Consider the following 20,003-nt stretch of genomic DNA (forward strand, 5'->3'; position numbering starts at 1 on the left):
GGTCGTTCCGGTCGACGGCCAGGACACAGTTGGCCCGGGCGCCACCGAAGGAGGCCCACCGCTCAGGAACGTGTTCCCGATCAGCGGAGTATCGGTTTCACCGTGGGTGTTCCCGGGTGCAGTGCCACCGGCGCCGGAAGGTGGCTGCCGAGTTCGGGGTCGCCGCAGCCGAGGGTGAACGCGCCGCGAAGGACGGCGCGATCCGCAGTTACGCTCTCGCCGGGTTGGTGCGGTGTGGGGTCTGCGCGCGGCGGATGGACTCGCACTGGGTGCACGACCGACCCGGCTATCGCTGCCGCCACGGCCACTCCAGCGCCCGACAGTCCACCGCCGGACGTCCGAAGACGATCTACCGTCGTGAAGACCGTCTGATCGATCGCATCGCCGCGCACTTCGGCGACCTGGACGATCACGATGCCCGGGGTCACGTGCGCACCTGTCTTGTTGCCGCGGAACTCCGGGCTAGCGGGTCGATAGTGGTCTGCGACAGCGGGGGAGTGACCCTCGCACCCGAATGCGACCTCTCTCGTCGGATGCTGGACGAGGGCCAAAGACAAACGCCTCGCTCAAGTGATCTTGAGTGAGGCGTGGGGTAGTGATGTGTCCGAGGGACTCGAGCACCTGTTCGTGGCATCCATGCGCGGGATGCGTATTCATACGACGGACTATACCTGCGGTCAGCGGCTATTGAGTCGGTAAGGCAAATGTGGCGTGTTGCGAAAGCCACTTTCGCACCGTCAGTTCAAAGTGATCGACCCAGGTGGTGGTGAAGGCCTCCTTGCCTACCCTGAAGGTAGGGAAGGGGCCCTTCGCTACGCCGTCGACGTGGCTTTCGCGACACGATCGAAGGCGGCCATGAGCGGACCGCCCATCGCACCCGACACGTTTGCCTTACCCCTCAATGACCGGGCCGGTCGGCCCCGTCGCCGGTTGCCGAGGACTCGACCAGAAGCTGGAAGGCTTGGAGGGTGAGGCAGTGGTGGAGCATGAGAATGCCTTTGGTCATGCCGATGACGGCACGGCTTTCGACGGCGGCTTGGAGTGATCATCTGTCAAAACTTATGCGCCCCTCGACCGTATGTGGCGGGATATTCTTATGCGACCGATCAGAATTAGTCCAACTGGTTTTGTGAACACAAATGCAGGACAGTCGAACAGTGCTTACAAGTGTCGGCCCGACAAGCCGGCCACCGTGATGACGGCAATGGTCGCGTCGGCACCGATGTGCGCGATGTACGGCAACAGGAGCCCGCGACTCCGCACACGCAAGACGCCGAGAAGGTAGCCCCAGACGCCTGCCATCACCATTCCGGTCCAGCCGGATGGGAACCCCTTGAAGTGGAACAGACCGAACGCGGCACCCTGCACGATCAGGGCTGCTCGTACCGTCCAGATCGCGGCCATCTCGTCGAGCAGCACACCCCGGAACAGGCTCTCTTCCAGTGCCGCGTTGAAGAGGGAGAAAGCGATGACGGCGAGTGCTACCTGCCAAAGCGGACTGTCCTTGGCCGCGACGATGTAGCCGGGCAGCACCGGATCCGTGAACCGTGCCCAGACGACGAGTGCCGCCGTGGTGCCCACGATCAGCACCACGACGGAAGCGGCAAGCGGCCAGGTCAGGCGGCCCGGTTCGACCCAGCCGAACGCCGTCCAGATCGACGGGAGCCTGCCGAGTCCGGCCGACAAGCCGAACACGACGACGAGCGCGAGCGCGATCCGCACGGCCGGCGGCCAGTCCAGCAGGATCGTCACATGGAACACGACCGAGACGGCAGTGGCGACGGTCGCGGCGCGGATGCCTGGCGCCGAGCGGCTCCGCACGGCCGCCACCAGGGATGCCACGAGCCCGGCGGCGACGGCAAAGGAGAACCATGGCGCGCCGGGCAAGACCGGCGCCGCCATGAGCAGACAGGCCGCCGCCGTGGCGGACCGGGCGCCGAGACTCGATGCCCCCGTCTCGGTTCGGGTGGTCGCATCAGGCACGAAACGGCTTCTTTCCTCGTTGGCTGACCCTCAACTTGCCATGTCACCTCGCGCCGGGCTCGTATCGGCCGGGCCCGCGCTTTCCTGCACGACGCGCGGCTTGACGGGTCGGACCTCGACGTCGGGCACCATCCCGTAAGCGATGATGATCACCAGATCGCCGACGCCGATCAGCCGGGCGGCGGCGCCGTCCACGCCGATAGTCCTGCCTGGGTGACTCGGGCTCGGTGGATCTTGGATCTCATCAGGGTTCGGTCCATGGTCGCGTCCTCCGAATGTCGTCGATGATTTCGGCAACCGTCCGGCCGACGAGAGGAGCGAACTCAGGTCGTGACGGGAAAGTGGCTCAGGCCTCGGATGGAATTGCCTTCCCGGCGTCGAAGCGGACCTGCCTGGCGCAGGAGCGGCATTCGCTCCGCGAGGGTGCGGAAGACGATTTCGCCTTCGATACGCGCCAGCCTGGCGCCGAGGCAATAGTGTATTCCGCTGGAGAACGCCAGGTGGTCCGATGCGCCGGAGCGGGTGATGTCGAATTCGCCCGGCCTTTCGTACACCTCCGGATCACGGTTGGCCGCGGCCAGGAGCACGGCGACGAACTGGCCCGGCCTGATCGTGCGCCCGGCCAGTTCCACCTCGGTGTGCGCGATCCTCAGCGACGCCTGCACCGGGGGGTCGTAGCGCAGTACCTCCTCCACCGCGGCGGCGGCGAGACTCGGATCGGAGCACAGCAGCTCCCACTGTCCGGGGTGGTCCAGCAGCGCCCGGACGCCGTTGCCGATCAGGTTGACCGTGGTCTCGAAACCGGCGATCAGCAACAGCAACGCGGTGCCGTGCAGCTCCCGCGCGGTCATCCTTTTGTCCCCGACGGCGGCCGCGAGATCGCTGATCACGTCGTCACCGGGAATCGCCGTCCGCTCGTGAAGCAGCCGGTCGAACAACACGACCAGGTCCTCGCCGACGGTGATCAGTTGTTCGGCTTGCCGGACCGAGTGCACACCGCTGAGGCCTTCGCCGATCAAAGTGCCGTACTCGGCGAAGACCGACCGCTCGGCGGCCGGGATACCGAGCAGGTCACTGATCACCGTGATCGGGAGCGGTGCGGCCAGATCCTTGACCAGGTCGAAGGTCTCCTGTCCGGCCACCTTGGCCAGGAGTGAGTCCACCGCCGCCTGCACCGTCGGCCGGTAGTGGTCCACCCGCCCGGGCTTGAACACGGGCGCGGCGAGCCTGCGCAGCCGGGTGTGATCGGGTGGATCCAGGTCGAGGAAGCTCTCCGGGTAGGTCTGGGACACCATGCCCAGCGCGCCGGTGAGCGCGGGCGTGCCGTCCGCGTACTTCATGCCGAACCGGCGATCCCGCAGGACCTGATCGCACAGCGCGAAGGAAGCCGTGGCCCACGACCCGCTCAAACCGCGGTACAGCGGGCCTTTCGCCCTTATCCGCTCGTACAACGGATACGGGTCTTCCCGCCATTTCGGATGCTCCACCTGTACGAGCAGGTCACCGAGCCCGCCGAGCAGCCGGCTGACGGTCTTGGAGACCTGGATCTGCGCACCGAGCCGCAGCGCGTCGGCGGGGCCCAAGGCGTTCATCGCTTCCTCCTTCGGATTGCCGGCGGCTACCGGAACCGGTCGCGTTCTCGGCCGCCCACTGGGCGAAGGAACGCGGTGGTCTGCCGGTGACCTCCCGCACGGTCGGCTCGGCCGCGGCACCCGTTTCGGGTGGGTTCAGGCCGAGTTGGATGCCGAACTCCACGTCGTCCGGCCCCCAGCCCAACGCCGAGAGACGAGCGCGTTCCTGCTCATCGGACAACTGCTCGAACCGGATGGGCCTGCCGATCGCCTCGGCGATCAGAGCGACGCGCCGTTCGGGCGTGATCGGTTCCGGCCCGGTGATCGGATAGGCCTTCCCGGCATGATCGTCACCGGTCAGGGCCGCCACCGCCACGCCGGCGATGTCGGACTCGTGCACCACCGATCCCCGCCATGAATTCCACCGGCAGCAGAAGAGTCCAGGGCAGTTCACTCCGGTCCGGTGGGCGAGTTCCACCAGTTGCGGGCCGGTTTCCAGTGGGGCGCCGTCATCGCCCCCGAAGGTGGTCAGGTGCAAACCGGTGACGCCATCGAGGGCACCGGCGACGCTGTCGGGCTCGGTGAGATCTCCCCGGACGACTTCCACCCCCAGCGGGAAGCCGGCCTTCGCCGGGTCGCGGGTCAACGCCCGCACTTCGTGGCCGGTCTCGACCAGGCCGGCCACGATCCGGTGGCCGACGGTACCGGTGGCACCGGTGACCAGAATCCTCATGAGCAGCTCCTCATAAAACGACGATGATTCCCTGGCGTTCGCGAAACCTTACGACGCGCACATGGCAAATTCCTTGCAGCGCCATTGAGGCTGGCGATTTCCGCCTGCTTTTGAACGGTCGTGGAAAGGCTTGGATCGGGATTCTCCGTCCGGTTATGTTCGGTCGGCAAGGGCAACCGAGGGAAGGATGGAAAATGAAGGTTCCGAGCAGGCGGATGACGGGGGTCGTCGCCGGTGCCGCGGCGCTTTTCGCCGCGGTTTCGATCGCGGCCGCTCCGGCGGGGGCGTCCGAGGCCGGGGTGCAGACCGACGCGTGGCCCTGTGCGGGCCCGGCGGATTTCTTCGCGGCCAAGAACAAGAACGGCTCCTGGACGTGTTACGCGAACTCCGGGTCGAGTCTCGCGCGCTCGTTCAACACCGTTCATTGGCAGTCGGGAGCGAACACCGGATACTTCTGGTACGAATGCCACGGGACGCACTATCCTGCCAAGCGATTCATCGCGTGGCAGAGTGAATCGCTCGGCGATTGCACCATTTACAAGGTGAACATCGACTGAGCGTGAACCAGGGGCCGCCTCCAAGACCGCGGAGGCGGCCCCGCGCTTTTCACGCCGGGAATCGGTGGCCGAGGAGGTTCGCTCCCAAGCGGGTCAGCCGATGACGCACCGCCGGTCCGGCCCGCTCGGTGGTGATCAGCCCGGCGGAGCGCAGGATCGACGCGTGATAGCTGGCCACGGAGACGGTGACGCCCGCCCGTCGGCCCAGCTCCGTCGTCGTGCAGCCGTCGCCGACGGCACGGAGCGCCCCGGCGCGGGTCGGCCCCAGCAGATCTTCCAGCGGCTTCGCGTCCGTGACACCCGCCGGAGCAGGACAGGTGACCGGCGCCGGACGTGTGGTCGCGGGGAAGACGAGCACGGGTGGCAGGGCGGGGTCGGCGAGCACCGTCGGCCGTCCGTGGCAGAAGAACGACGGCAGCAACCGCAATCCCCGCCCGCCGAGCCACAGGTCCCGGACGAGGTGGTCGCCGTCCAGTCGGAGCGCGTCACCACGCCAGGTGAGCGCCGGATGCAGGGATGCCAGCAGCCCGCCCGTCCCCTTCGACACCAGGACCCGCGTCCGGGCGGCGGCGTCGTCACGTACGTGGTGCTCGATCCGCGTCCAGGATGGCTCCACCGCCGTCCGGTGGTAGTCGGCGAGTCCGCGCGTGAGGTCCGTCAGGGCGGCGTGGTCACCTGAGGCCAGCCTGGCGGCCCACCGTGACGGCATCGCGCGCCCGGCGAGCCGCGCGAGTTCGGCCCGCAGGCGATGACGCGGCGTGCGCCGCAGTGCGGCGAGCCCGCTTTCGAGGCCCACCGCCGATTCCGCCGGTGTGAGGAAATCCGGTGAATAGCCCCGTGGTGGCGCCAAGTGGAACAGGGCTCGCATGGCGGGGCTCAGCGTCAGCCCCGCGCGCCAGCGTTCATGGCGCGGCTCCACCGTCGGGCTTTGCAGGACATGCAGACTCAGGAGCACTTCCCATAACGGATCCGGCTCGGTGGAGAGGGTGACACGGGCCAGATCGGCGGCCGAGAAATGGATGTGCAGTGGCATTCAGGTGAGTCGCCTTTCGGACGAGAAAAGCCCTCGGTCGTGTCGGCAACGGTAAAACGGCGGCATTGCACCGGAATGGAAAGGAGGTAGCAAGCGCGACCTCGATCTCACTGGCGGCCCCACGCCCGCGTTAATCCATTTGTGCGTTCCTGCGAGGCTGCGGTATAGAGGAGTCTTCGGCGGTGTCTTGGGGGGCGCGGTGCGGTTCGGGATTCTCGGTCCGGTGGGGGCGTGGGGGACGCTGGGGCGGATCGAGCTGGGCGGGCCGCGCTCCCAGGCCGTGCTGGCCGCGCTGCTGGTGAACGCCAACCGGGTGGTCGGACTGGGATCGCTGGTCGATGCCCTCTGGGGCGAGGAGCCGCCGCCCACGGCCGTGGACACGATGCGCACCTACGTGTCCCGCCTCCGGCGCGCTTTCGCCGCAGCCGAACGCGGTGACAGGCTGGTCTCGGAAGCGGGCGGCTACCGGATCCGGGTCGACCCGGGTGAACTCGACCTCGACGTGTTCGACGACCATGTCGCGCTGGGGCGCGAAGCCGTCACGGCCGGCCGGTTGGCGGAAGCCGTGGTCGAGTTCGACTCCGCGATGAAACTGTGGCGGGGCAGCCCGTTCGCGGGAGTGCCGGGACCGTTCGCCCGGACCAACGCCGACGCGCTGGCGGAGACCCGGCTGGCGGTGCAGGAGGAACGCCTCGCGGTCGAACTGGAACTGGGAAACCACGCCGAGGTGATCGCCGAACTGCAGCGGTTGCGCACCGCCCACCCGCTGCGGGAGTCGCTGTGCGAGCAGCTCATGGTGGCGCTGTACCGGTCAGGCAGGCAGGCCGCGGCGTTGGACGTGTTCCGCCAGACCCGTGAACTCCTGGTGGCGGAACTGGGGGTCGAGCCGGGAGCGCGGCTGCGGCAGGCACATCGGAGGGTGCTGGAGCAGGCCGACCCGGTGCCACGGCTACAGGACGAATCCCCGAGGGACGAAGTCGGAGCGTGGGGTCCCAGGACCGCCGGGTTGCGCGGACTGCCGCCCGATGTCGCGGACTTCACCGGACGCCATGCCGAGACGAGCCTCATCTCGGAACTGTGTTCGGCGAGCGCCGACCGGACGTCGCCGGTGGTGGTCGCCGTCGACGGGATGGCCGGGGTCGGGAAGACGGCGTTCGCGGTCCATCTGGCGCATTCACTGGCGGACCGGTTCCCCGACGCGCAGTTCTACATCGACCTGTACGGGCACACGCCGGGTCTGCAACCGCGAGACGCCCACGATGCGCTCCACGTATTGCTTCGTGCCGTCGGCGTCCCCGCGGAGGCGATACCGGAGAACACGGAGACGCGGGCCATGCTCTGGCGCGACGCCCTTGCCGAGCGGCGGGCGCTCGTGGTGCTGGACAACGTGGGAGACGGCGTGCGCGTCGAATCCCTGCTCCCGGCCGGACCGGGCTGTGCCGTGGTGATCACCGGCCGGCATCGCCTGCTGGACCTCGACGGGGCGTGCCAGCTCACCCTTGATCCGCTTTCGCCCGCCGACGCGGGTCAGCTGCTCACCCGGATCGCGACCGCCCGCGGCGCCGAGTCGGACCGCGCGGCGATCGCCGAAACCGTTCGGTTGTGCGGCGAACTGCCGCTGGCCATCCGGATCGCCGGAGCCCGGCTGTCCCGGTCCCTCCCGGTGACGGCACTGCGCCGCAGGCTCAGCGACCAACGCGACATCGTGCCGCGGCTGCGTTCGGGCAGCCGCAGTGTCGCCGCGGCGTTCGCCCTGTCGTATCACCGGCTTCCGCCGGACTCGCGGCGGGCCTTTCACCTCCTCGGCCTCCATCTGGGTCCGGATGTGGATCGCTTCGAGGCGGCCGCGCTTCTCGGCACCTCACCTGACGACGCCGACCGGCACGTGGAGTCCCTGGTCGACGCGAGCCTGATCCAGCAGGTCAAGGCCGAGCGGTACCAGTTCCACGACCTGCTGCGTGCCTATGCGCGCGAACAGGGACTCGCGAGCGAGTCACAGCCGGACCGCAAGCGGGCGCAGTCGCGGGTGCTGGAGTACTACGTGAACACGATGACGGCGGCTTATCGGCGGTTCTTTCCCGGCGACCGGGCCGGCGTCCGCCTCGCCATGCCGAAGGGACTCGTCCGTACCTTCAGCGGTTACGAGGAGTTCGTCGACTGGTCTCACGTCGATCAGACGAGTCTCAGCCTGACACCGAACACGGATACGGCGACACACCACGGCCGGGTGTCGCTCGAGGACTGGGTGCAGCTGCTCCGCCCCGGTCGCCCGCCCACCGGACAGAGCGGACCCGTACAGCCCGGCCAGACGCGGATTCTGCACGCCCTGGGAACACTTCAATACTGGATCGGCCGATGCGAGGACGCGAAGCGGACACTGCGGCACGCGATGACACAGTGCCGCGAGACCGGCGAACACCGCCGTGAGAGCGCGATCCTGCACACCCTCGGCGAGGTTCTCGTGACCGCGGGAACACCGGAGGACGCCGTCGAGGTGTTTCATCGTTGCGTCGAGTCCTCGCGCGCGCTCGGGGATACCTGGGGCGAGGCGGTCGCGTTGAACAGCCTGGGCGGCGCCCATCGGGTACTGGCCGAGCATGACTCGGCGCTGCGCTGCTGTACCGACGCGCTGCGCCTGCATCGTGAACTTCGCTCCAGCTGGGGAGAAGGTGTCACCCTCACCAATCTCGGCCGGTTGTACCGCTGTATGGGCCGTCCCGAAAAGGCGCTCGCCGCCTTCGACGAGGCGGTGGCCTCACTGCGCGAAAGCGGTGATCAGCTCGAACTGGCGGCGGCACTCGTAGACCTGGGGTACGCCCGCAGGGCCGACGAAGATCCGGAACAGGCCAGGAACGCTTGGGAAGAAGCCCTCCCGGTGCTCGGCATTCTCGCCGACCCGATGGCGGACGTCGTACGCGGTCATCTCCACGAACTGTCACCGAAGTCCGAGTCGAATCGAGGCTAAGCTCGTGGCGGCACCGGTCAGCAGGCCCGGCCGGTGTTCTTGCCGAAGTAGCTGTACGAAGGCGCGGCGTCCTTGGGCGAGTTCCCGAGATGCCCCACCTCGTGCGGCGCGACGCAGATGTCGTGCTGGTAGATGTCTTGCACGCCGTTCCAATTCATCCACACCTGGACGACGACCTCCCTGCCGCCACTGTTGCAGTTGCCGTAGAAGTAGGCCGTGTGGTCGCCCCGGTCCTCGCTGTGGGTACCGCAGGTGATCAGCGCGGACGCGGGTGCCGCTTCGGCGGTGGCGGGCAGGGCGACCGCCGCGGCGCCGATGAGGATGGCGGTTGCGAGACGCTTCAACGGATGACCTCCTGTGATGAGACGACAGTGCGTGGCCGCGTGGGCGACCACATGACAGAACGTAAGGGCCCGGCCTTGCAGGCTCCTCGCAGATTCCCAGCACCGAGGAGGGTCGCTTACCGAAGCAGTCGGTTGTGCACCTCTTTGACATGCTGCCGGTATGGCGACGACGGAAACCGAGCCTGTTCAGGCGTCCGCGGGCAAAGGCAGGGGACTGGTCCTGGTGTGTCTGGCCGGTGAAGAAGGGCCCATCGGTCCGGGTAGCACATGCCGCAGGCGAGGTCGGTTTCGGCGTTGAGACGGTGGTGGAGGCGGGCGATCGTGTGGCCGCAAAGCCATTTCATGGCCGGGCGGGTGAGCGTGTTCCCGGCGAGCCAGGAGCCGAGGTGGTTCACGATGTCGAATGGGCGCGTTCCCGCTATCTGGAAAACGTGCTCTGAGCGGCGAAGAAAGGCAGTGGCCAGCAGTGCCACAACAACAGATGGGTTTCGATGGAGCTGCGCATTGTAGCGGTCAAAGTTGAGAGTTGCTTCTACTAGCCGGACAGCCGCGAACCCGCTGATTAGCCATTAGCGATGGCGAGGAGCGCACTGGGTGACTGGCAGTGATTGACGTCCCGGGTAAACCTGCTTGGTCTCTTCTTCGCGACCGGCTGTTCCGTCAGCGGCCGCGCGTCGAGTCCGGGCACGGCCGTCCGGCGCGATCCCGGCGACCTGGACAAAGCTGACGGGGTGTGGGCTGGAAGCGCCCACACCCCGTCAGGACGGCTGTGCCCGAGGGCTTACTTGGTGGCCTGGTCGAGCTCGGCCAGCGTCGCGGCGAGCTTGAAGTACTTGTTGGTTCCCAGGTCGCGCACCGTCTTGACCCCGAAGGCCGCGGCCAGTTTCTCCGCGTCGCCTTCGCTGACCCCTGCCAGTGCCGCGACGGGCGCGTCGAGGACCTCGGATACTGAGAGCTCCTCGTACGCCTTGTCCAACTGCTTGGCCAGGTCCACGGAAACAGCCACTGGTGCCATCCCTTCACACACGTTGTCGATTATGACGACACCACCCTATCGACGCGTGGTCCGCTTTGGTGCCCATGACCGAATTGTTCGTCACTATCACCGTGATGGAGCACCCGCCCGCACCAAGATCATCACTCCGATGACGCGACCTCGCATGGACAGGGACGGTGTACTTGGCCGTGCACACCGCGATGCTCATCAGCGCCACAAGATCACTGAGCTGAGAATCTTGGTCTACGTGGCGACATCGACATCGACGGAGGCCCCGTGGTGTTCCGCCGAAGGGAGCGCGTCCGCGCACGCCGGCACCGATGGACGGTCATGGCGGTCGCTCCGGCGACCGAGCGCATCACCTGGTTCGGGGTGCGCGCGATCCCGCGCGCAGCCCCGAATTCCGGTGTGCGCATGCTGGCGGTTCCGCCTGCCTCGCGGGTTCTGGCGGCGCTGTCCGCCGGAGACCGCCGGATGTTGATCGAGTTGTTCCCCCGGAAGCGATCCGGTCAGGGCTTTCCGCAACGACCGCACCGCCCGACGAGACAGCGTAGGGAAGAGACACTTGCCTCGGCGATCCAGCACGGCACCCTGATCGAGGGGCCGGGTCCGTCAGGGTGGCGGTCCGAAGTGGGTGGGGATGGTTCCTTGGGCGATCTGGGAGGCGAGATCGCTGAGTTTGTGGTGGTTGTTGCGGGAGTGGCTGCGTAGTCGGAGGAAGGCCTCGTCGACGGTGATCTGGCAGTGTGCCGCGAGAAACCCTTTGGCTTGTTCGATCACGATGCGGCTGTCCAGCGCGGTTTGGAGCTGGTCGATGATCGCGTCTTTGCCGAGCAGGACGCGTCGCTGCCGCAGACAGAGGACGGCGGTGTCGGCCAGCGTTTGCGCCAGGCGCAGGTCATGGCGGGTGGGTATCGAGGGGGCCGCGATCATGAGGTTGAGGGCACCGATAACGGTGTCGTTGTCACGCAAGGGCACGGCGGCGACGCTGGTGATGCCGGCGCGGAGTGCGCGCGGGGTGAACCGGGGCCAGCGCTGTGGGGCGGGCCCGTACCGGTGCAGGGTGGTCGGGGCGAGGGCGGTCCCGGTGCGGGTGCTGTCCACGCAGGGTCCTTCGCCCAGCTTGATCTGGTCTTCCTCGAGCCGGCGGCATATCTCGTCGGACGCGGTCACGTAGTCGACCTGGCCGTGCTTGTCCAGGAGGGTGATTCCCGCGGACCGGATGGGCAGCAGGGCTACCACGTGCGTGGTCAGGTCATGCAGCATGTCCAGCGGGTCGAAGTCGTCTCCGCGGTCCACCAGGTTGAGGACGGCTTCGGCGACAACGAATTCACGGTCGGTAGTGGCCAACGGAGCCACCCTTTCGCTTGGGCTCCCGACCACGGAGGCGCTGAACTGCGGGCACCTGTGAACTCAGGAGAATGAACCCGCAGGGGAGTACGACATGCCGCTGGCAGGTGTACGGCTCGCCTCGATCCCGGTCGGCCCGCCTGAGACCGCGTGCCTGGCCGGTTCCACTCGGCCTGAGCAGCCTCACGATTCATTGCCCACCGTAGCGAGTTTCCACGTGGGAAAGGGAAACACGGATCGCTTCCTTTCGGTTACTCCATCACGGAAGGCATTCGAGCGGGCCTGCCAAACACTTCGTGACCATGTCCGGCGTGCGAAGAACGAGTGGGCTAGCGGTGCGGTGGGACAACCGCCACTGGGCAGGCAGCGTGGTGGATCAGGGCTTGACCGGTGGAGCCCAGCAGCAGGCCGCGGAACCCTCCGCGGCCGCGGGATCCGACCACGACCAGTTGGGCGCTTGTGGCGTGGTCGAGCAGAATGTGGGCCGGGCGGTCGCGGGCCACGACCTGCTCGACCGGCACATCCGGATAGCGTGCCTGGCATTCGGCCAGCCACTGGCTCAGTAATTTCGACTCTTGTTCCTGGAGCGATTGCCAATCCGTTGTCAGTTCCCAGGCCGTTGCGATGGGCAGGTCGCTCCAGGCGTGCACAGCCACCACCGGCACGTTCCGAGAGGAGGCGGCCTGGAACGCGAAGGGGATCGCCGCCTGATTGGCCGGTGACCCGTCGACGCCGACCACGACCGGGCCGTCCTGTGGGGGTTCGCTGTGCGGGGCCGGTTCTCGAACGACCACGACGGGGCAGTGCCCGTGCGTGGCGACCGCGACGGCGATCGACCCGACCACCAACCCGGTGAAACCGCCCAGTCCGCGCGAGCCGAGTACCACCAGATCGGCCGAGGCCGAGTGGCCGATCAGCTGTTCGGCCGCCCAGCCGCCGGTCATTTCCGTACTCACCACCACGTCGGGTGCTGACTTGCGGGCTGCGCTGGCAGCCTCCGCGAGCCATTCGCGGCCCTGTTCTTCCAGGGCGTGCCGGTAGGGCCCGAGTGCCATCGCGTGCGGCACCGCGACGGGAACGAGCGCGCACACGTGCACGATCAGCAGCGTCGTGTCACGTCGGACGGCCTCGCGTGCGGCCCAGCGCACGGCTCGCCCGGCCGAGGCCGATCCATCCACCCCGACCACGACCGGCCGATTCGCAGCATCAGTCATCAGAGTCCTCTCCTCGAGCCGGTCCTTTGTGGATGGCGCCGCGACGGGAGATCGGTGGTGCCCAGTGCTACGCCTGTTTACCCGGCTCGTTCCGATGATGCGGGCTGGTACCGGCCCGGACTAGGGACGATGGCCGTCGAGCGACGGGGCCTTTCGCCTCACCTCACGGTGCGCCGCCTCCCCCGACGGATGCGGGGCGGAACTTCGCAAAACGCTCAGTCGTCATACTGGGTGCCGGCCGAACTCGACTGACATCCGAAGTGAGAGGAACATGGACCCCTCCCGAAGTACGGGCAGCGTCCTTATCGGACGCTGCCCTTCGAAGTTGCTGATTCTTGTTTGCCGCACGCGCCCTCCCGGTGACCGTTTCCTGGTGGTGACGGCGCGATGATGACGGTGTTGACCATCCTGCTCGGGATGGTCGTGGTGCTGCTCCTGACCGCTCTGACCGGCTATTTCGTCGCTCAGGAGTTCGGTTATATGGCGGTGGACAGGTCTCGGCTGAAGGCCGCGGCGGCTGCCGGTGATGTGGGTGCCGAGCGGGCCTTGGGGATCACGCGGCGGACCTCGTTCATGTTGTCGGGTGCGCAGCTGGGGATCACGGTGACCGGCCTGTTGGTCGGGTATGTGGCCGAGCCGCTGGTCGGTGCCGGGATCGGTGAGCTGCTGGGTGGGGTCGGTGTGCCGCAGGCGGTCGGGGTCGCGGTCGGCACGGTGCTGGCGCTGCTGTTCTCCACCGTGGTGCAGATGGTGTTCGGGGAGTTGTTCCCGAAGAATTTGGCGATCGCGCGGCCGGAGCCGGTCGCGCGCTGGCTGGCGTGGTCCACGAAGCTGTACCTCGCGCTGTTCGGGTGGCTGATCCGGTTGTTCGATCATGCCTCGAACCTGCTGCTGAAGATGTTGCGGATCGAGCCGGTGCACGATGTGGAGCACGCTGCCACGCCGCGGGATCTGGAGCACATCGTGGCGGAGTCGCGTGACAGCGGGGATCTGCCGGTGGAGTTGTCGGCTCTGCTGGACCGGACTCTGGATCTGCATGAGCGCACCGCCGAGCACGCGATGATTCCGCGGCCGCGGGTCACGACGGTGGCGGCGAACCAGCCGGTCAGCGAGGTGCTTTTGCTGATGGCCGGCGGGCATTCCCGGTTGCCGGTGGTCGGAGAGGACATCGATGACGTGATCGGGGTGATCTGCCTGCGTGATGTGCTCAGGTTGGACACCGAGGCCGCGGCGGGGGCGCCGGCGCGGGAGGTGGCCCGTCCGACGGTGATGGTGCCCTCATCGCTGCCGCTGCCGAGTGTGCTGGAGCTGTTGCGGGCGGAGGGTGAGGAGTTCGCCTGCGTGGTGGACGAGTACGGCGGGCTGGCCGGGGTGATCACCCTGGAGGACATCGCCGAGGAACTCATCGGGGAGATCACCGACGAACACGACCCGGCGGGCGCCGACGAGGCGACCGTCGGTGCGGATGGGTGGACGTTGCCGGGAGCGACCCATGTCGATGAGGTGGAGCGGTTACTGGGGCACGATCTGCCTGAGGGCGAGTACGAGACTGTCTCCGGGCTGGTCATCACCACGCTGGGACGGCTGCCTGAACCGGGTGAGAGCGTGACCGTGGACCTGCCCCGGACGGCGGGAGCCGAGGACGACGAACCGGATCGGCAGGTCGTCATCACCGTGCGCTCGGTCGAGCGGCATGTCCCGCACACGGTGACGCTGCGGCTGCTGCAGGCCCAGGAGGTGGCCCGATGACCGGGATGAGCACAGGGGCGGCGCTGGCCCTATCGGCGTTGATCGTCGCCTTGAGCGCGTTCTTCGTCGCGATCGAGTTCGCGTTGGTCGCCGCCCGCCGCAACCGGCTGGAACAGGCGGCCGAGACCGGGGTGGCGGCACGTGCCGCGTTGCGCAGCGCGCGGGAGTTGTCGTTGCTGCTGGCCGGATCACAGCTGGGGATCACGTTGTGCACGCTGGCGCTGGGTGCGATCAGCAAACCGGCCGTGCACGAGATGATGACCCCGGTCATGGAGGGGTGGGGCCTGCCCGCGGTGACCGCGGACGTGGTCGCGTTCGTGCTGTCGCTGATCGTGGTGACGTTCGTGCACCTGGTGGTCGGTGAGATGGCGCCGAAGTCGTGGGCGATCGCGCATCCGGAGAAATCCGCGATTCTGCTGGCGATTCCGATGCGCGGGTTCATGTGGCTGACCCGCCCGGTGCTGGTCGGGTTGAACGGCGTCGCGAACTGGTGCCTGCGGCGGGTCGGTGTGCAGCCGGTCGACGAGGTCAGCGCCGGCCGCGGCCCGGACGCGCTGCGGCAACTGCTGGATCACTCCGCGCAGGCGGGCGCGCTGGACGCCGGGCGGCATGACCGGCTGGCCACCGCGCTGGAACTCAACACCCGCCCGCTGCGCGAGGTCCTGCGGCCGATCCAAGACGTCGCGGTGGTGGCGCCCCAGAGCACGGCCGAGCAGATCAAGACGGCCGCGCGGACGAGCGGCCATCTCCGGCTGGTCGTACGGGATCAGGACCGGACGGTGGGCGTGGTGCATGTCCGCGACGCGCTGACCCCGCCCGCCGGGACGACCGCGGCGGACCTGATGCGGCCGGTGCTGACCCTGCCGGCGGAGACGCCGGTCTACGCGGCGTTGAGCACGATGCGCGACACCCGCAACCACCTGGCGCTCGTAGGCACCGAAGACGAGCCGATCGGCCTGGTCACCCTCCACGACCTGCTCGACCAGCTCCTTCCGGCCGACAACCAGGTCGCGACGGCCGGGTAATTCGTCACGAAAGGTGGGGCGGGACCAGGTGCTGGTCTCGCCCCACCGAGGTTTCAGGTGGCGAGGAAGTCGTGGATCTTGCCACTGATCGCCGCCCAGTCTCGCCTCGACCAGATGAAGTGGCTCGCCGCTTCGCTCTCGATCAGGGTGCTGTGCTGGATCGTCGAGGCGAGGGCTTCGGCGTGGGCGAAGGGCACGGATCCGTCGTGGCGGCTCGCGATCACCAAGGTGGGTTGTGCGACTTTCCCGCGCCGTCGCGTCGGGTGGTGAGGTCGTTGCGGAAGCCCTGACGTGACCGCATCCGGCAGAACAACTTGATCAGTATCCGGCGGTCATCGGCGGACAGCGCCGCCGGCTGTTGCAGGGTTGCGGGTCGGTGATGATGCGGGCCACGCGACGTCGTCGATGGCGAGCCACGGCGCGACGGTCACGACCGAGGGTGTGAGCCCGGTGAACGCCTTGACCTCGCGGTGGAGGTGGGACTGGTCGACGTAGCCGCACTCGGCGGCGACGCTCGCGGCGGTACGACCGGCCGCGAGGAGGTGGGCGGCGTGGTCGAACCGCACCAGTCTGATGGCGCGTTTGGGGCTGATTCCGAGCTGGGACCGGAAGCGGGACCACAGGCGCTTGCGGTCCCAGCCGACCTCTCCTGCCAGGCTGTCGACCTGTATCCGCCCGCGGCTCGTGAGCGTCCGCCGCCAGGCGTGGGCGACTCCCGGTTCGACCGGCGTGCGGGCGCGCATCCGTTGGCCCACGACCTCCGCCGCGATCCTGAACCGTTCATCCCATGACGCGGCGGCACGCAACCGGTCTTCGATCCGCCCGGCGTCGCGACCCCAGACGTCCGCCAGGGGCGCCATCGTCCCGCTGAGATCGGGTGCCGCGTCGAGCACCCCGGCCGCCACGTCCGGCTCCAGGCGGATCTGGAGACATTCGCCCACGCGGCCACCTGCCCGCAGATCGCCGGGCATGAGCCCGATGACGACACTGCCGCACTCGCGCCGGCCGCCGCTGTCGCAGACGACGCCCTCTCCCTCGCTCAGGTCGATGAGCACGGTGACGGATGGGTGCGCGACCATGGCGATGTCCACGGAAGCGGGGAGACTCTGGCGGAACCCGGCCATGCTGATCCCCGGCAGCCGATCCCACCGGCGCGGAACCGCGATGTCCACCGCTTTCCAGTCCGGCGGTGTTCCAGTCGACAGCACACGACCAGTCTAGGGATCGGGGACCTTGGGCGGGGTGTCGACGGTCCGTTCCCGCGAGGTCCAGCTCAGCAGTAGGTCGCTGATCGCCTCGGGCGCCTCGAACGTGGGGAGGTGTCCGACGCCGGACAGCAGTTCGATCCGAGCGTTGGGCACCACCTCGTACTGGCGCACCGACGCCGGGTCCCAGCGAGGGTCGGCGGCACCGAAGACCGCCAGCACCGGAACGGTGAGGGCGGCGAGACGATCGGGCACACCGCGCTCGGCGATGTACTCGGTGTTTCGGCGCAAAATCGTCCTGAATGTGCGGTACGAGATCTGCTTGAGATCGGCGACCGCGTCGTCGGGTACGTCCACCGGGCGAGCGGCCGTTGCCCCGATTCCCTTGCGAATCATCGCGTCCGAACGCCTCGGCCAGATCAGCGGGCCGAACGGCGGGCCCAGCAGGATCCGAAGGATCAACGGCTGGGGAAGCAGCGCGCCGGGATGCGGGCCGCAGCTGATCAACGCGACCGAGCGCACCAGGTCGGGGCGCTGTTCGGCGAGGGCGGTGGCGACGTAACCGCCACTGGAATGCCCGACAACGGTGACCGGACCCCGGCCGAGCTCGTCGAGCACCGCCGCCACTCCGCTCGCCTGCGCGGGCACGTCGTAAGACGGCGAGGGTGGGGACTGGCCACAGCCCGGGAGATCGACCCGGATGACGTGGTGGTGGCCGGCAAGGGCCGGGACCACCGGGCTCCACAAGGCGCCCGACGCCCCCGATCCGTGGATGAGCAACAGCGGCGGCGCCTGCCGCGGGCCGTCGTGCACCACGTGTATCCCCTGCGAATGCTCATCACCGTTCTCACTCATACGAGGATGGTGCATGGTCACCGACCATCCGGTCTTGGACAAATGTCGCTCAACGTGAGCGTGCCCAGGGCGACCGCTATGTGTGCCGTGTCCGCCACACTGGTGTCGATAAGGCGCCTGGCTTGGAATCCAGGCTTAATCGCCGATGTTCGCCGGCCCTGCCAAGGTGGGAGCGGTGGCAAGCCAGCCTCACGCAGCAATGTATGGCGCGGCGCGGATACTTCAATGGGGGTGTTCTGCAAGGCTGTTGTGGTGGTCGACGCGGCCCGCGTCCGGTCGCCGAGTTCGACATCGAGTCGAGTGTCGCCGCACTCCGCGATGCAGTCACCGTGCGGTGGCAGCGCGGTGTCGACTTGTTCTCGTTCAGGGGAGGCCTTCACACCTTGGTCAGGACGGCGGCGCTCTGGAAGCCTCCGAATCCGCTGCCCACGCTCAGCACCACGTCCATCTTGTGCTCCCGCGCCGTGTTCGGCACGTAGTCGAGGTCGCATTCGGGGTCGGCGTTGTGCAGGTTCGCGGTCGGAGGAACGACCTGATGGTCCAAAGCCAGCGCGCAGGCCGCCAATTCGAGAGAGCCGATGGCCCCGAGGGAGTGTCCGATCATCGACTTGATAGAGCTCACCGGGACTCGATACGCGTGGGCGCCGAGACTGCGTTTGAACGCGGCGGTCTCGTGGCGGTCATTCTGTTTCGTGCCGGATCCGTGCGCGTTGACATATCCGACGTCGGTGGGGTCGATTTCGGCCTGCCGGAGCGCATGTGTGATCGCCTCAGCCATCTCGGCACCGTCGGGTTTCAGCCCGGTCATGTGGAAAGCGTTGCTGCGGCTGGCGAAACCCGATACCTCGGCATAGATTCGCGCTCCACGGCGGCGGGCCTCGGTCTTGTCCTCAAGAACCAGTACAGCGGCTCCCTCGCCGAGCACAAAGCCGTCCCGATGCGCGTCGAAGGGGCGCGAGGCGTGAGCAGGGTCGTCGTTGTTCGCCGACGTGGCACGAATCGCGTCGAAACAAGCGGACGTGATCGGTGACAGCGGAGCGTCGGTGGCACCCGCGAGCACCACGTCCGCCGAGCCTTCCCGGATCAACGCCGCTCCGTGCCCGACGGCGTCGAGACCCGAGGTGCACCCCGTCGAGATCAGTGCCACAGGCCCCTCGGCGGCCACGTCCTGTGCGACCTCGACGGCGAGCGTGCTCGGAACCATGTAGCCGTAGAGATGAGGAACGCCATAGGTGTGATCGACCAGCCACCGCCTGCCGTCGTCGGCCAGCACGGCGTACTCCTCCTCCAAGCCCATCGTGCAGCCGACCGCGCTGCCGATGGCGACAGCCACCCGTTCCGGCTCGAGCGCGTCCAAGCGCAACCCGCTGTCTCCCACCGCCTCCCGGGCCGACACGACCGCGAACTGGGCGGCGCGGTCCATCCTCCGGATCTCCTGGGCGGACAGTCCGGCCGCGGCCGGGTCGAAGTCCGCCTCCGCGGCGATCCGGGACCGGAAACCGCCGGCATCGAACAGAGAGATCGGGCGCGTGGCGGTCCGTCCTCCGGACAGGAGGTCCCAGTACGCGGTGCTGCCCAACGCGCCGGGCGCCACGACGCCGATACCGGTGATGACGGGCGTCCTCTTCATCGGGCCGCTCCGACGTCGGGGCCCGGCTGATCCGGATGTGCCGGTGCTTCGGTGTCCACATGGCCGAGGTCGGGTCTCGGAGCCAGTGGTGACAAGTGGAACACCACCTGTGCCGGGGTCTCGCCCACGTTGACCAGCCGATGACGCACGCCGATCGGCACGAGAAGTGATTCCCCTGCGGCGAGCCGTACCGCCTCGCCGTCCAACTTCATCTCAAGATCGCCCGTGATGACGTGCAGGAACTCCTCGGAATAGGGGTGGTAGTGCTCGGTGACCACCTCACCGGCGGCCAGCCACAGCAAGCCGCCGAAACCCGAGGTGGATCCCACGGTCTTCGGACTCAGGGTGACACGGATGTCACCACCGCGTTTGCGATTGGACGCGACATCCTCGGCGCGCACCTTCGTCGGCTGGGTCGTCGTCACGTGGTCTGCCCCTTCTCGGCGGTCCATACGTAGATCGGGTCGGCCATCGCGTCCTTCGGCTCCTGCCAGCCTGGGTCGTACGGCGAGACCAGTTCGGCGAGCGTGGTGTTGAGTTTCTGGTACAGCGGGTGTTTGCGGGCTTGGTACAGGCTGGGCGAGATGTCCTCGTCGGCTTCGACGAGATGGAAGTACAGGTCGTGGAAGGTGAACAGCGTTCGTCGTGACACACCGATCATGTGCGGCAGTTCGGTAGCGTCGGATTCGGCGAAGGCGGCTGCGATCTGCTGTGGATTGTCGGTCCGCAGCTTCGCCACGATCAAGGTGCGGTGCACGGTCGTCCCTTCTGATCGGATTTCGCGGACCAGCC

21 protein-coding genes are annotated in these 20,003 nt (G+C 67.8%); 5 read left to right on the plus strand and 16 right to left on the minus strand.

The window, feature by feature from the left end; all coding sequences use genetic code 11:
• The first annotated feature begins 254 nt into the window (after positions 1-254).
• Positions 255-584, plus strand: coding sequence for a hypothetical protein (locus tag AC069H_RS14030; protein ID WP_478232577.1), 330 nt, complete (start codon positions 255-257; stop codon positions 582-584).
• A gap of 314 nt (positions 585-898) precedes the next feature.
• Here AC069H_RS14030 and AC069H_RS14035 read toward each other — a convergent pair whose 3' ends face one another.
• The 5 genes from AC069H_RS14035 to AC069H_RS14055 all read right to left on the minus strand — a co-directional run bounded on the left by AC069H_RS14035 (position 899) and on the right by AC069H_RS14055 (position 4,287).
• A complete protein-coding gene (locus AC069H_RS14035) occupies positions 899-1,006 on the minus strand; it encodes a hypothetical protein (RefSeq protein ID WP_478232507.1) in 108 nt (35 codons plus the stop codon).
• A 155-nt stretch (positions 1,007-1,161) separates the two neighbouring features.
• Positions 1,162-1,983, minus strand: coding sequence for a CPBP family intramembrane glutamic endopeptidase (locus AC069H_RS14040; RefSeq protein ID WP_478232508.1), 822 nt, complete (start codon positions 1,981-1,983; stop codon positions 1,162-1,164).
• 30 nt (positions 1,984-2,013) lie between these two features.
• A complete protein-coding gene (locus AC069H_RS14045) occupies positions 2,014-2,178 on the minus strand; it encodes an aspartate 1-decarboxylase (protein ID WP_478232509.1) in 165 nt (54 codons plus the stop codon).
• A 128-nt stretch (positions 2,179-2,306) separates the two neighbouring features.
• The gene (locus tag AC069H_RS14050) at positions 2,307-3,575 is read right to left on the minus strand and encodes a cytochrome P450 (RefSeq protein WP_478232510.1); all 1,269 of its coding nucleotides are present in this window, start codon (positions 3,573-3,575) and stop codon (positions 2,307-2,309) included.
• Positions 3,484-4,287 carry an NmrA family NAD(P)-binding protein gene (locus tag AC069H_RS14055; RefSeq protein WP_478232511.1) on the minus strand — a complete coding sequence of 268 codons (804 nt, stop codon included), beginning with the start codon at positions 4,285-4,287 and terminating at the stop codon, positions 3,484-3,486. Before AC069H_RS14055 ends, AC069H_RS14050 begins: the two co-directional genes overlap by 92 nt.
• Before the next feature lie 194 nt (positions 4,288-4,481).
• Here AC069H_RS14055 and AC069H_RS14060 point away from each other — a divergent pair, with 194 nt between their 5' ends.
• Entirely contained in the window at positions 4,482-4,844 is a 363-nt protein-coding gene (locus AC069H_RS14060; RefSeq protein WP_478228997.1) for a hypothetical protein, read from the plus strand.
• Positions 4,845-4,893: 49 nt separating this feature from the next.
• On the opposite strand, the gene AC069H_RS14065 is transcribed toward AC069H_RS14060, so the two are convergent.
• Complete coding sequence (locus AC069H_RS14065) at positions 4,894-5,877, minus strand: ArsR/SmtB family transcription factor (RefSeq protein WP_478232512.1); 984 nt, start codon at positions 5,875-5,877, stop codon at positions 4,894-4,896.
• 199 nt (positions 5,878-6,076) lie between these two features.
• Here AC069H_RS14065 and AC069H_RS14070 point away from each other — a divergent pair, with 199 nt between their 5' ends.
• The gene (locus AC069H_RS14070; protein ID WP_478232513.1) at positions 6,077-8,842 is read left to right on the plus strand and encodes an AfsR/SARP family transcriptional regulator; all 2,766 of its coding nucleotides are present in this window, start codon (positions 6,077-6,079) and stop codon (positions 8,840-8,842) included.
• A 17-nt stretch (positions 8,843-8,859) separates the two neighbouring features.
• Here the strand turns inward: AC069H_RS14070 and AC069H_RS14075 are convergent, their stop codons facing one another.
• The 4 genes from AC069H_RS14075 to AC069H_RS14090 all read right to left on the minus strand — a co-directional run bounded on the left by AC069H_RS14075 (position 8,860) and on the right by AC069H_RS14090 (position 12,747).
• Positions 8,860-9,186 carry a hypothetical protein gene (locus tag AC069H_RS14075; protein WP_478232514.1) on the minus strand — a complete coding sequence of 109 codons (327 nt, stop codon included), beginning with the start codon at positions 9,184-9,186 and terminating at the stop codon, positions 8,860-8,862.
• 781 nt (positions 9,187-9,967) lie between these two features.
• Positions 9,968-10,192, minus strand: coding sequence for a hypothetical protein (locus tag AC069H_RS14080; RefSeq protein ID WP_478229002.1), 225 nt, complete (start codon positions 10,190-10,192; stop codon positions 9,968-9,970).
• A 603-nt stretch (positions 10,193-10,795) separates the two neighbouring features.
• Positions 10,796-11,533, minus strand: coding sequence for an ANTAR domain-containing protein (locus tag AC069H_RS14085; protein ID WP_478232515.1), 738 nt, complete (start codon positions 11,531-11,533; stop codon positions 10,796-10,798).
• A 329-nt stretch (positions 11,534-11,862) separates the two neighbouring features.
• A complete protein-coding gene (locus AC069H_RS14090) occupies positions 11,863-12,747 on the minus strand; it encodes a universal stress protein (RefSeq protein WP_478232516.1) in 885 nt (294 codons plus the stop codon).
• Positions 12,748-13,134: 387 nt separating this feature from the next.
• Here AC069H_RS14090 and AC069H_RS14095 point away from each other — a divergent pair, with 387 nt between their 5' ends.
• Both AC069H_RS14095 and AC069H_RS14100 read left to right on the plus strand, forming a co-directional pair.
• Positions 13,135-14,496 (plus strand): hemolysin family protein, encoded by a 1,362-nt coding sequence (locus tag AC069H_RS14095; protein ID WP_478232517.1) that lies wholly within the window; start codon positions 13,135-13,137, stop codon positions 14,494-14,496.
• The gene (locus tag AC069H_RS14100; RefSeq protein WP_478232518.1) at positions 14,493-15,521 is read left to right on the plus strand and encodes a hemolysin family protein; all 1,029 of its coding nucleotides are present in this window, start codon (positions 14,493-14,495) and stop codon (positions 15,519-15,521) included. The genes AC069H_RS14095 and AC069H_RS14100 overlap by 4 nt, the downstream gene beginning before the upstream one ends.
• Positions 15,522-15,574: 53 nt before the next feature.
• Here the strand turns inward: AC069H_RS14100 and AC069H_RS14105 are convergent, their stop codons facing one another.
• From AC069H_RS14105 to AC069H_RS14130, 6 genes are all read right to left on the minus strand, one after another.
• The gene (locus AC069H_RS14105; RefSeq protein WP_478232578.1) at positions 15,575-15,829 is read right to left on the minus strand and encodes an alpha/beta fold hydrolase; all 255 of its coding nucleotides are present in this window, start codon (positions 15,827-15,829) and stop codon (positions 15,575-15,577) included.
• Positions 15,830-15,853: 24 nt separating this feature from the next.
• On the minus strand, positions 15,854-16,729 hold the full coding sequence (locus AC069H_RS14110; protein WP_478232519.1) for a helix-turn-helix domain-containing protein: 876 nt from the start codon (positions 16,727-16,729) through the stop codon (positions 15,854-15,856).
• Between the two features lie 9 nt (positions 16,730-16,738).
• Positions 16,739-17,581 carry an alpha/beta fold hydrolase gene (locus AC069H_RS14115; RefSeq protein ID WP_478230816.1) on the minus strand — a complete coding sequence of 281 codons (843 nt, stop codon included), beginning with the start codon at positions 17,579-17,581 and terminating at the stop codon, positions 16,739-16,741.
• A 376-nt stretch (positions 17,582-17,957) separates the two neighbouring features.
• Entirely contained in the window at positions 17,958-19,211 is a 1,254-nt protein-coding gene (locus AC069H_RS14120) for a beta-ketoacyl-[acyl-carrier-protein] synthase family protein (RefSeq protein ID WP_478230815.1), read from the minus strand.
• Positions 19,208-19,636 carry a cupin domain-containing protein gene (locus AC069H_RS14125; protein WP_478230814.1) on the minus strand — a complete coding sequence of 143 codons (429 nt, stop codon included), beginning with the start codon at positions 19,634-19,636 and terminating at the stop codon, positions 19,208-19,210. The genes AC069H_RS14120 and AC069H_RS14125 overlap by 4 nt, the downstream gene beginning before the upstream one ends.
• Complete coding sequence (locus tag AC069H_RS14130) at positions 19,633-19,968, minus strand: TcmI family type II polyketide cyclase (RefSeq protein WP_478232520.1); 336 nt, start codon at positions 19,966-19,968, stop codon at positions 19,633-19,635. Before AC069H_RS14130 ends, AC069H_RS14125 begins: the two co-directional genes overlap by 4 nt.
• Positions 19,969-20,003: the final 35 nt, after the last annotated feature.

This window comes from Amycolatopsis sp. NPDC043887 (genome assembly GCF_056435665.1).

Coding starts and splice junctions, on each gene's coding strand:
- AC069H_RS14030 (WP_478232577.1), top strand. CDS start 255: ATGGACTCGCACTGGGTGCACGACCGACCCGGCTATCGCTGCCGCCAC.
- AC069H_RS14035 (WP_478232507.1), bottom strand. CDS start 1,006: ATGACCAAAGGCATTCTCATGCTCCACCACTGCCTCACCCTCCAAGCC.
- AC069H_RS14050 (WP_478232510.1), bottom strand. CDS start 3,575: ATGAACGCCTTGGGCCCCGCCGACGCGCTGCGGCTCGGTGCGCAGATC.
- AC069H_RS14055 (WP_478232511.1), bottom strand. CDS start 4,287: ATGAGGATTCTGGTCACCGGTGCCACCGGTACCGTCGGCCACCGGATC.
- AC069H_RS14060 (WP_478228997.1), top strand. CDS start 4,482: ATGAAGGTTCCGAGCAGGCGGATGACGGGGGTCGTCGCCGGTGCCGCG.
- AC069H_RS14065 (WP_478232512.1), bottom strand. CDS start 5,877: ATGCCACTGCACATCCATTTCTCGGCCGCCGATCTGGCCCGTGTCACC.
- AC069H_RS14090 (WP_478232516.1), bottom strand. CDS start 12,747: ATGACTGATGCTGCGAATCGGCCGGTCGTGGTCGGGGTGGATGGATCG.
- AC069H_RS14095 (WP_478232517.1), top strand. CDS start 13,135: ATGATGACGGTGTTGACCATCCTGCTCGGGATGGTCGTGGTGCTGCTC.
- AC069H_RS14100 (WP_478232518.1), top strand. CDS start 14,493: ATGACCGGGATGAGCACAGGGGCGGCGCTGGCCCTATCGGCGTTGATC.
- AC069H_RS14115 (WP_478230816.1), bottom strand. CDS start 17,581: ATGAGTGAGAACGGTGATGAGCATTCGCAGGGGATACACGTGGTGCAC.
- AC069H_RS14120 (WP_478230815.1), bottom strand. CDS start 19,211: ATGAAGAGGACGCCCGTCATCACCGGTATCGGCGTCGTGGCGCCCGGC.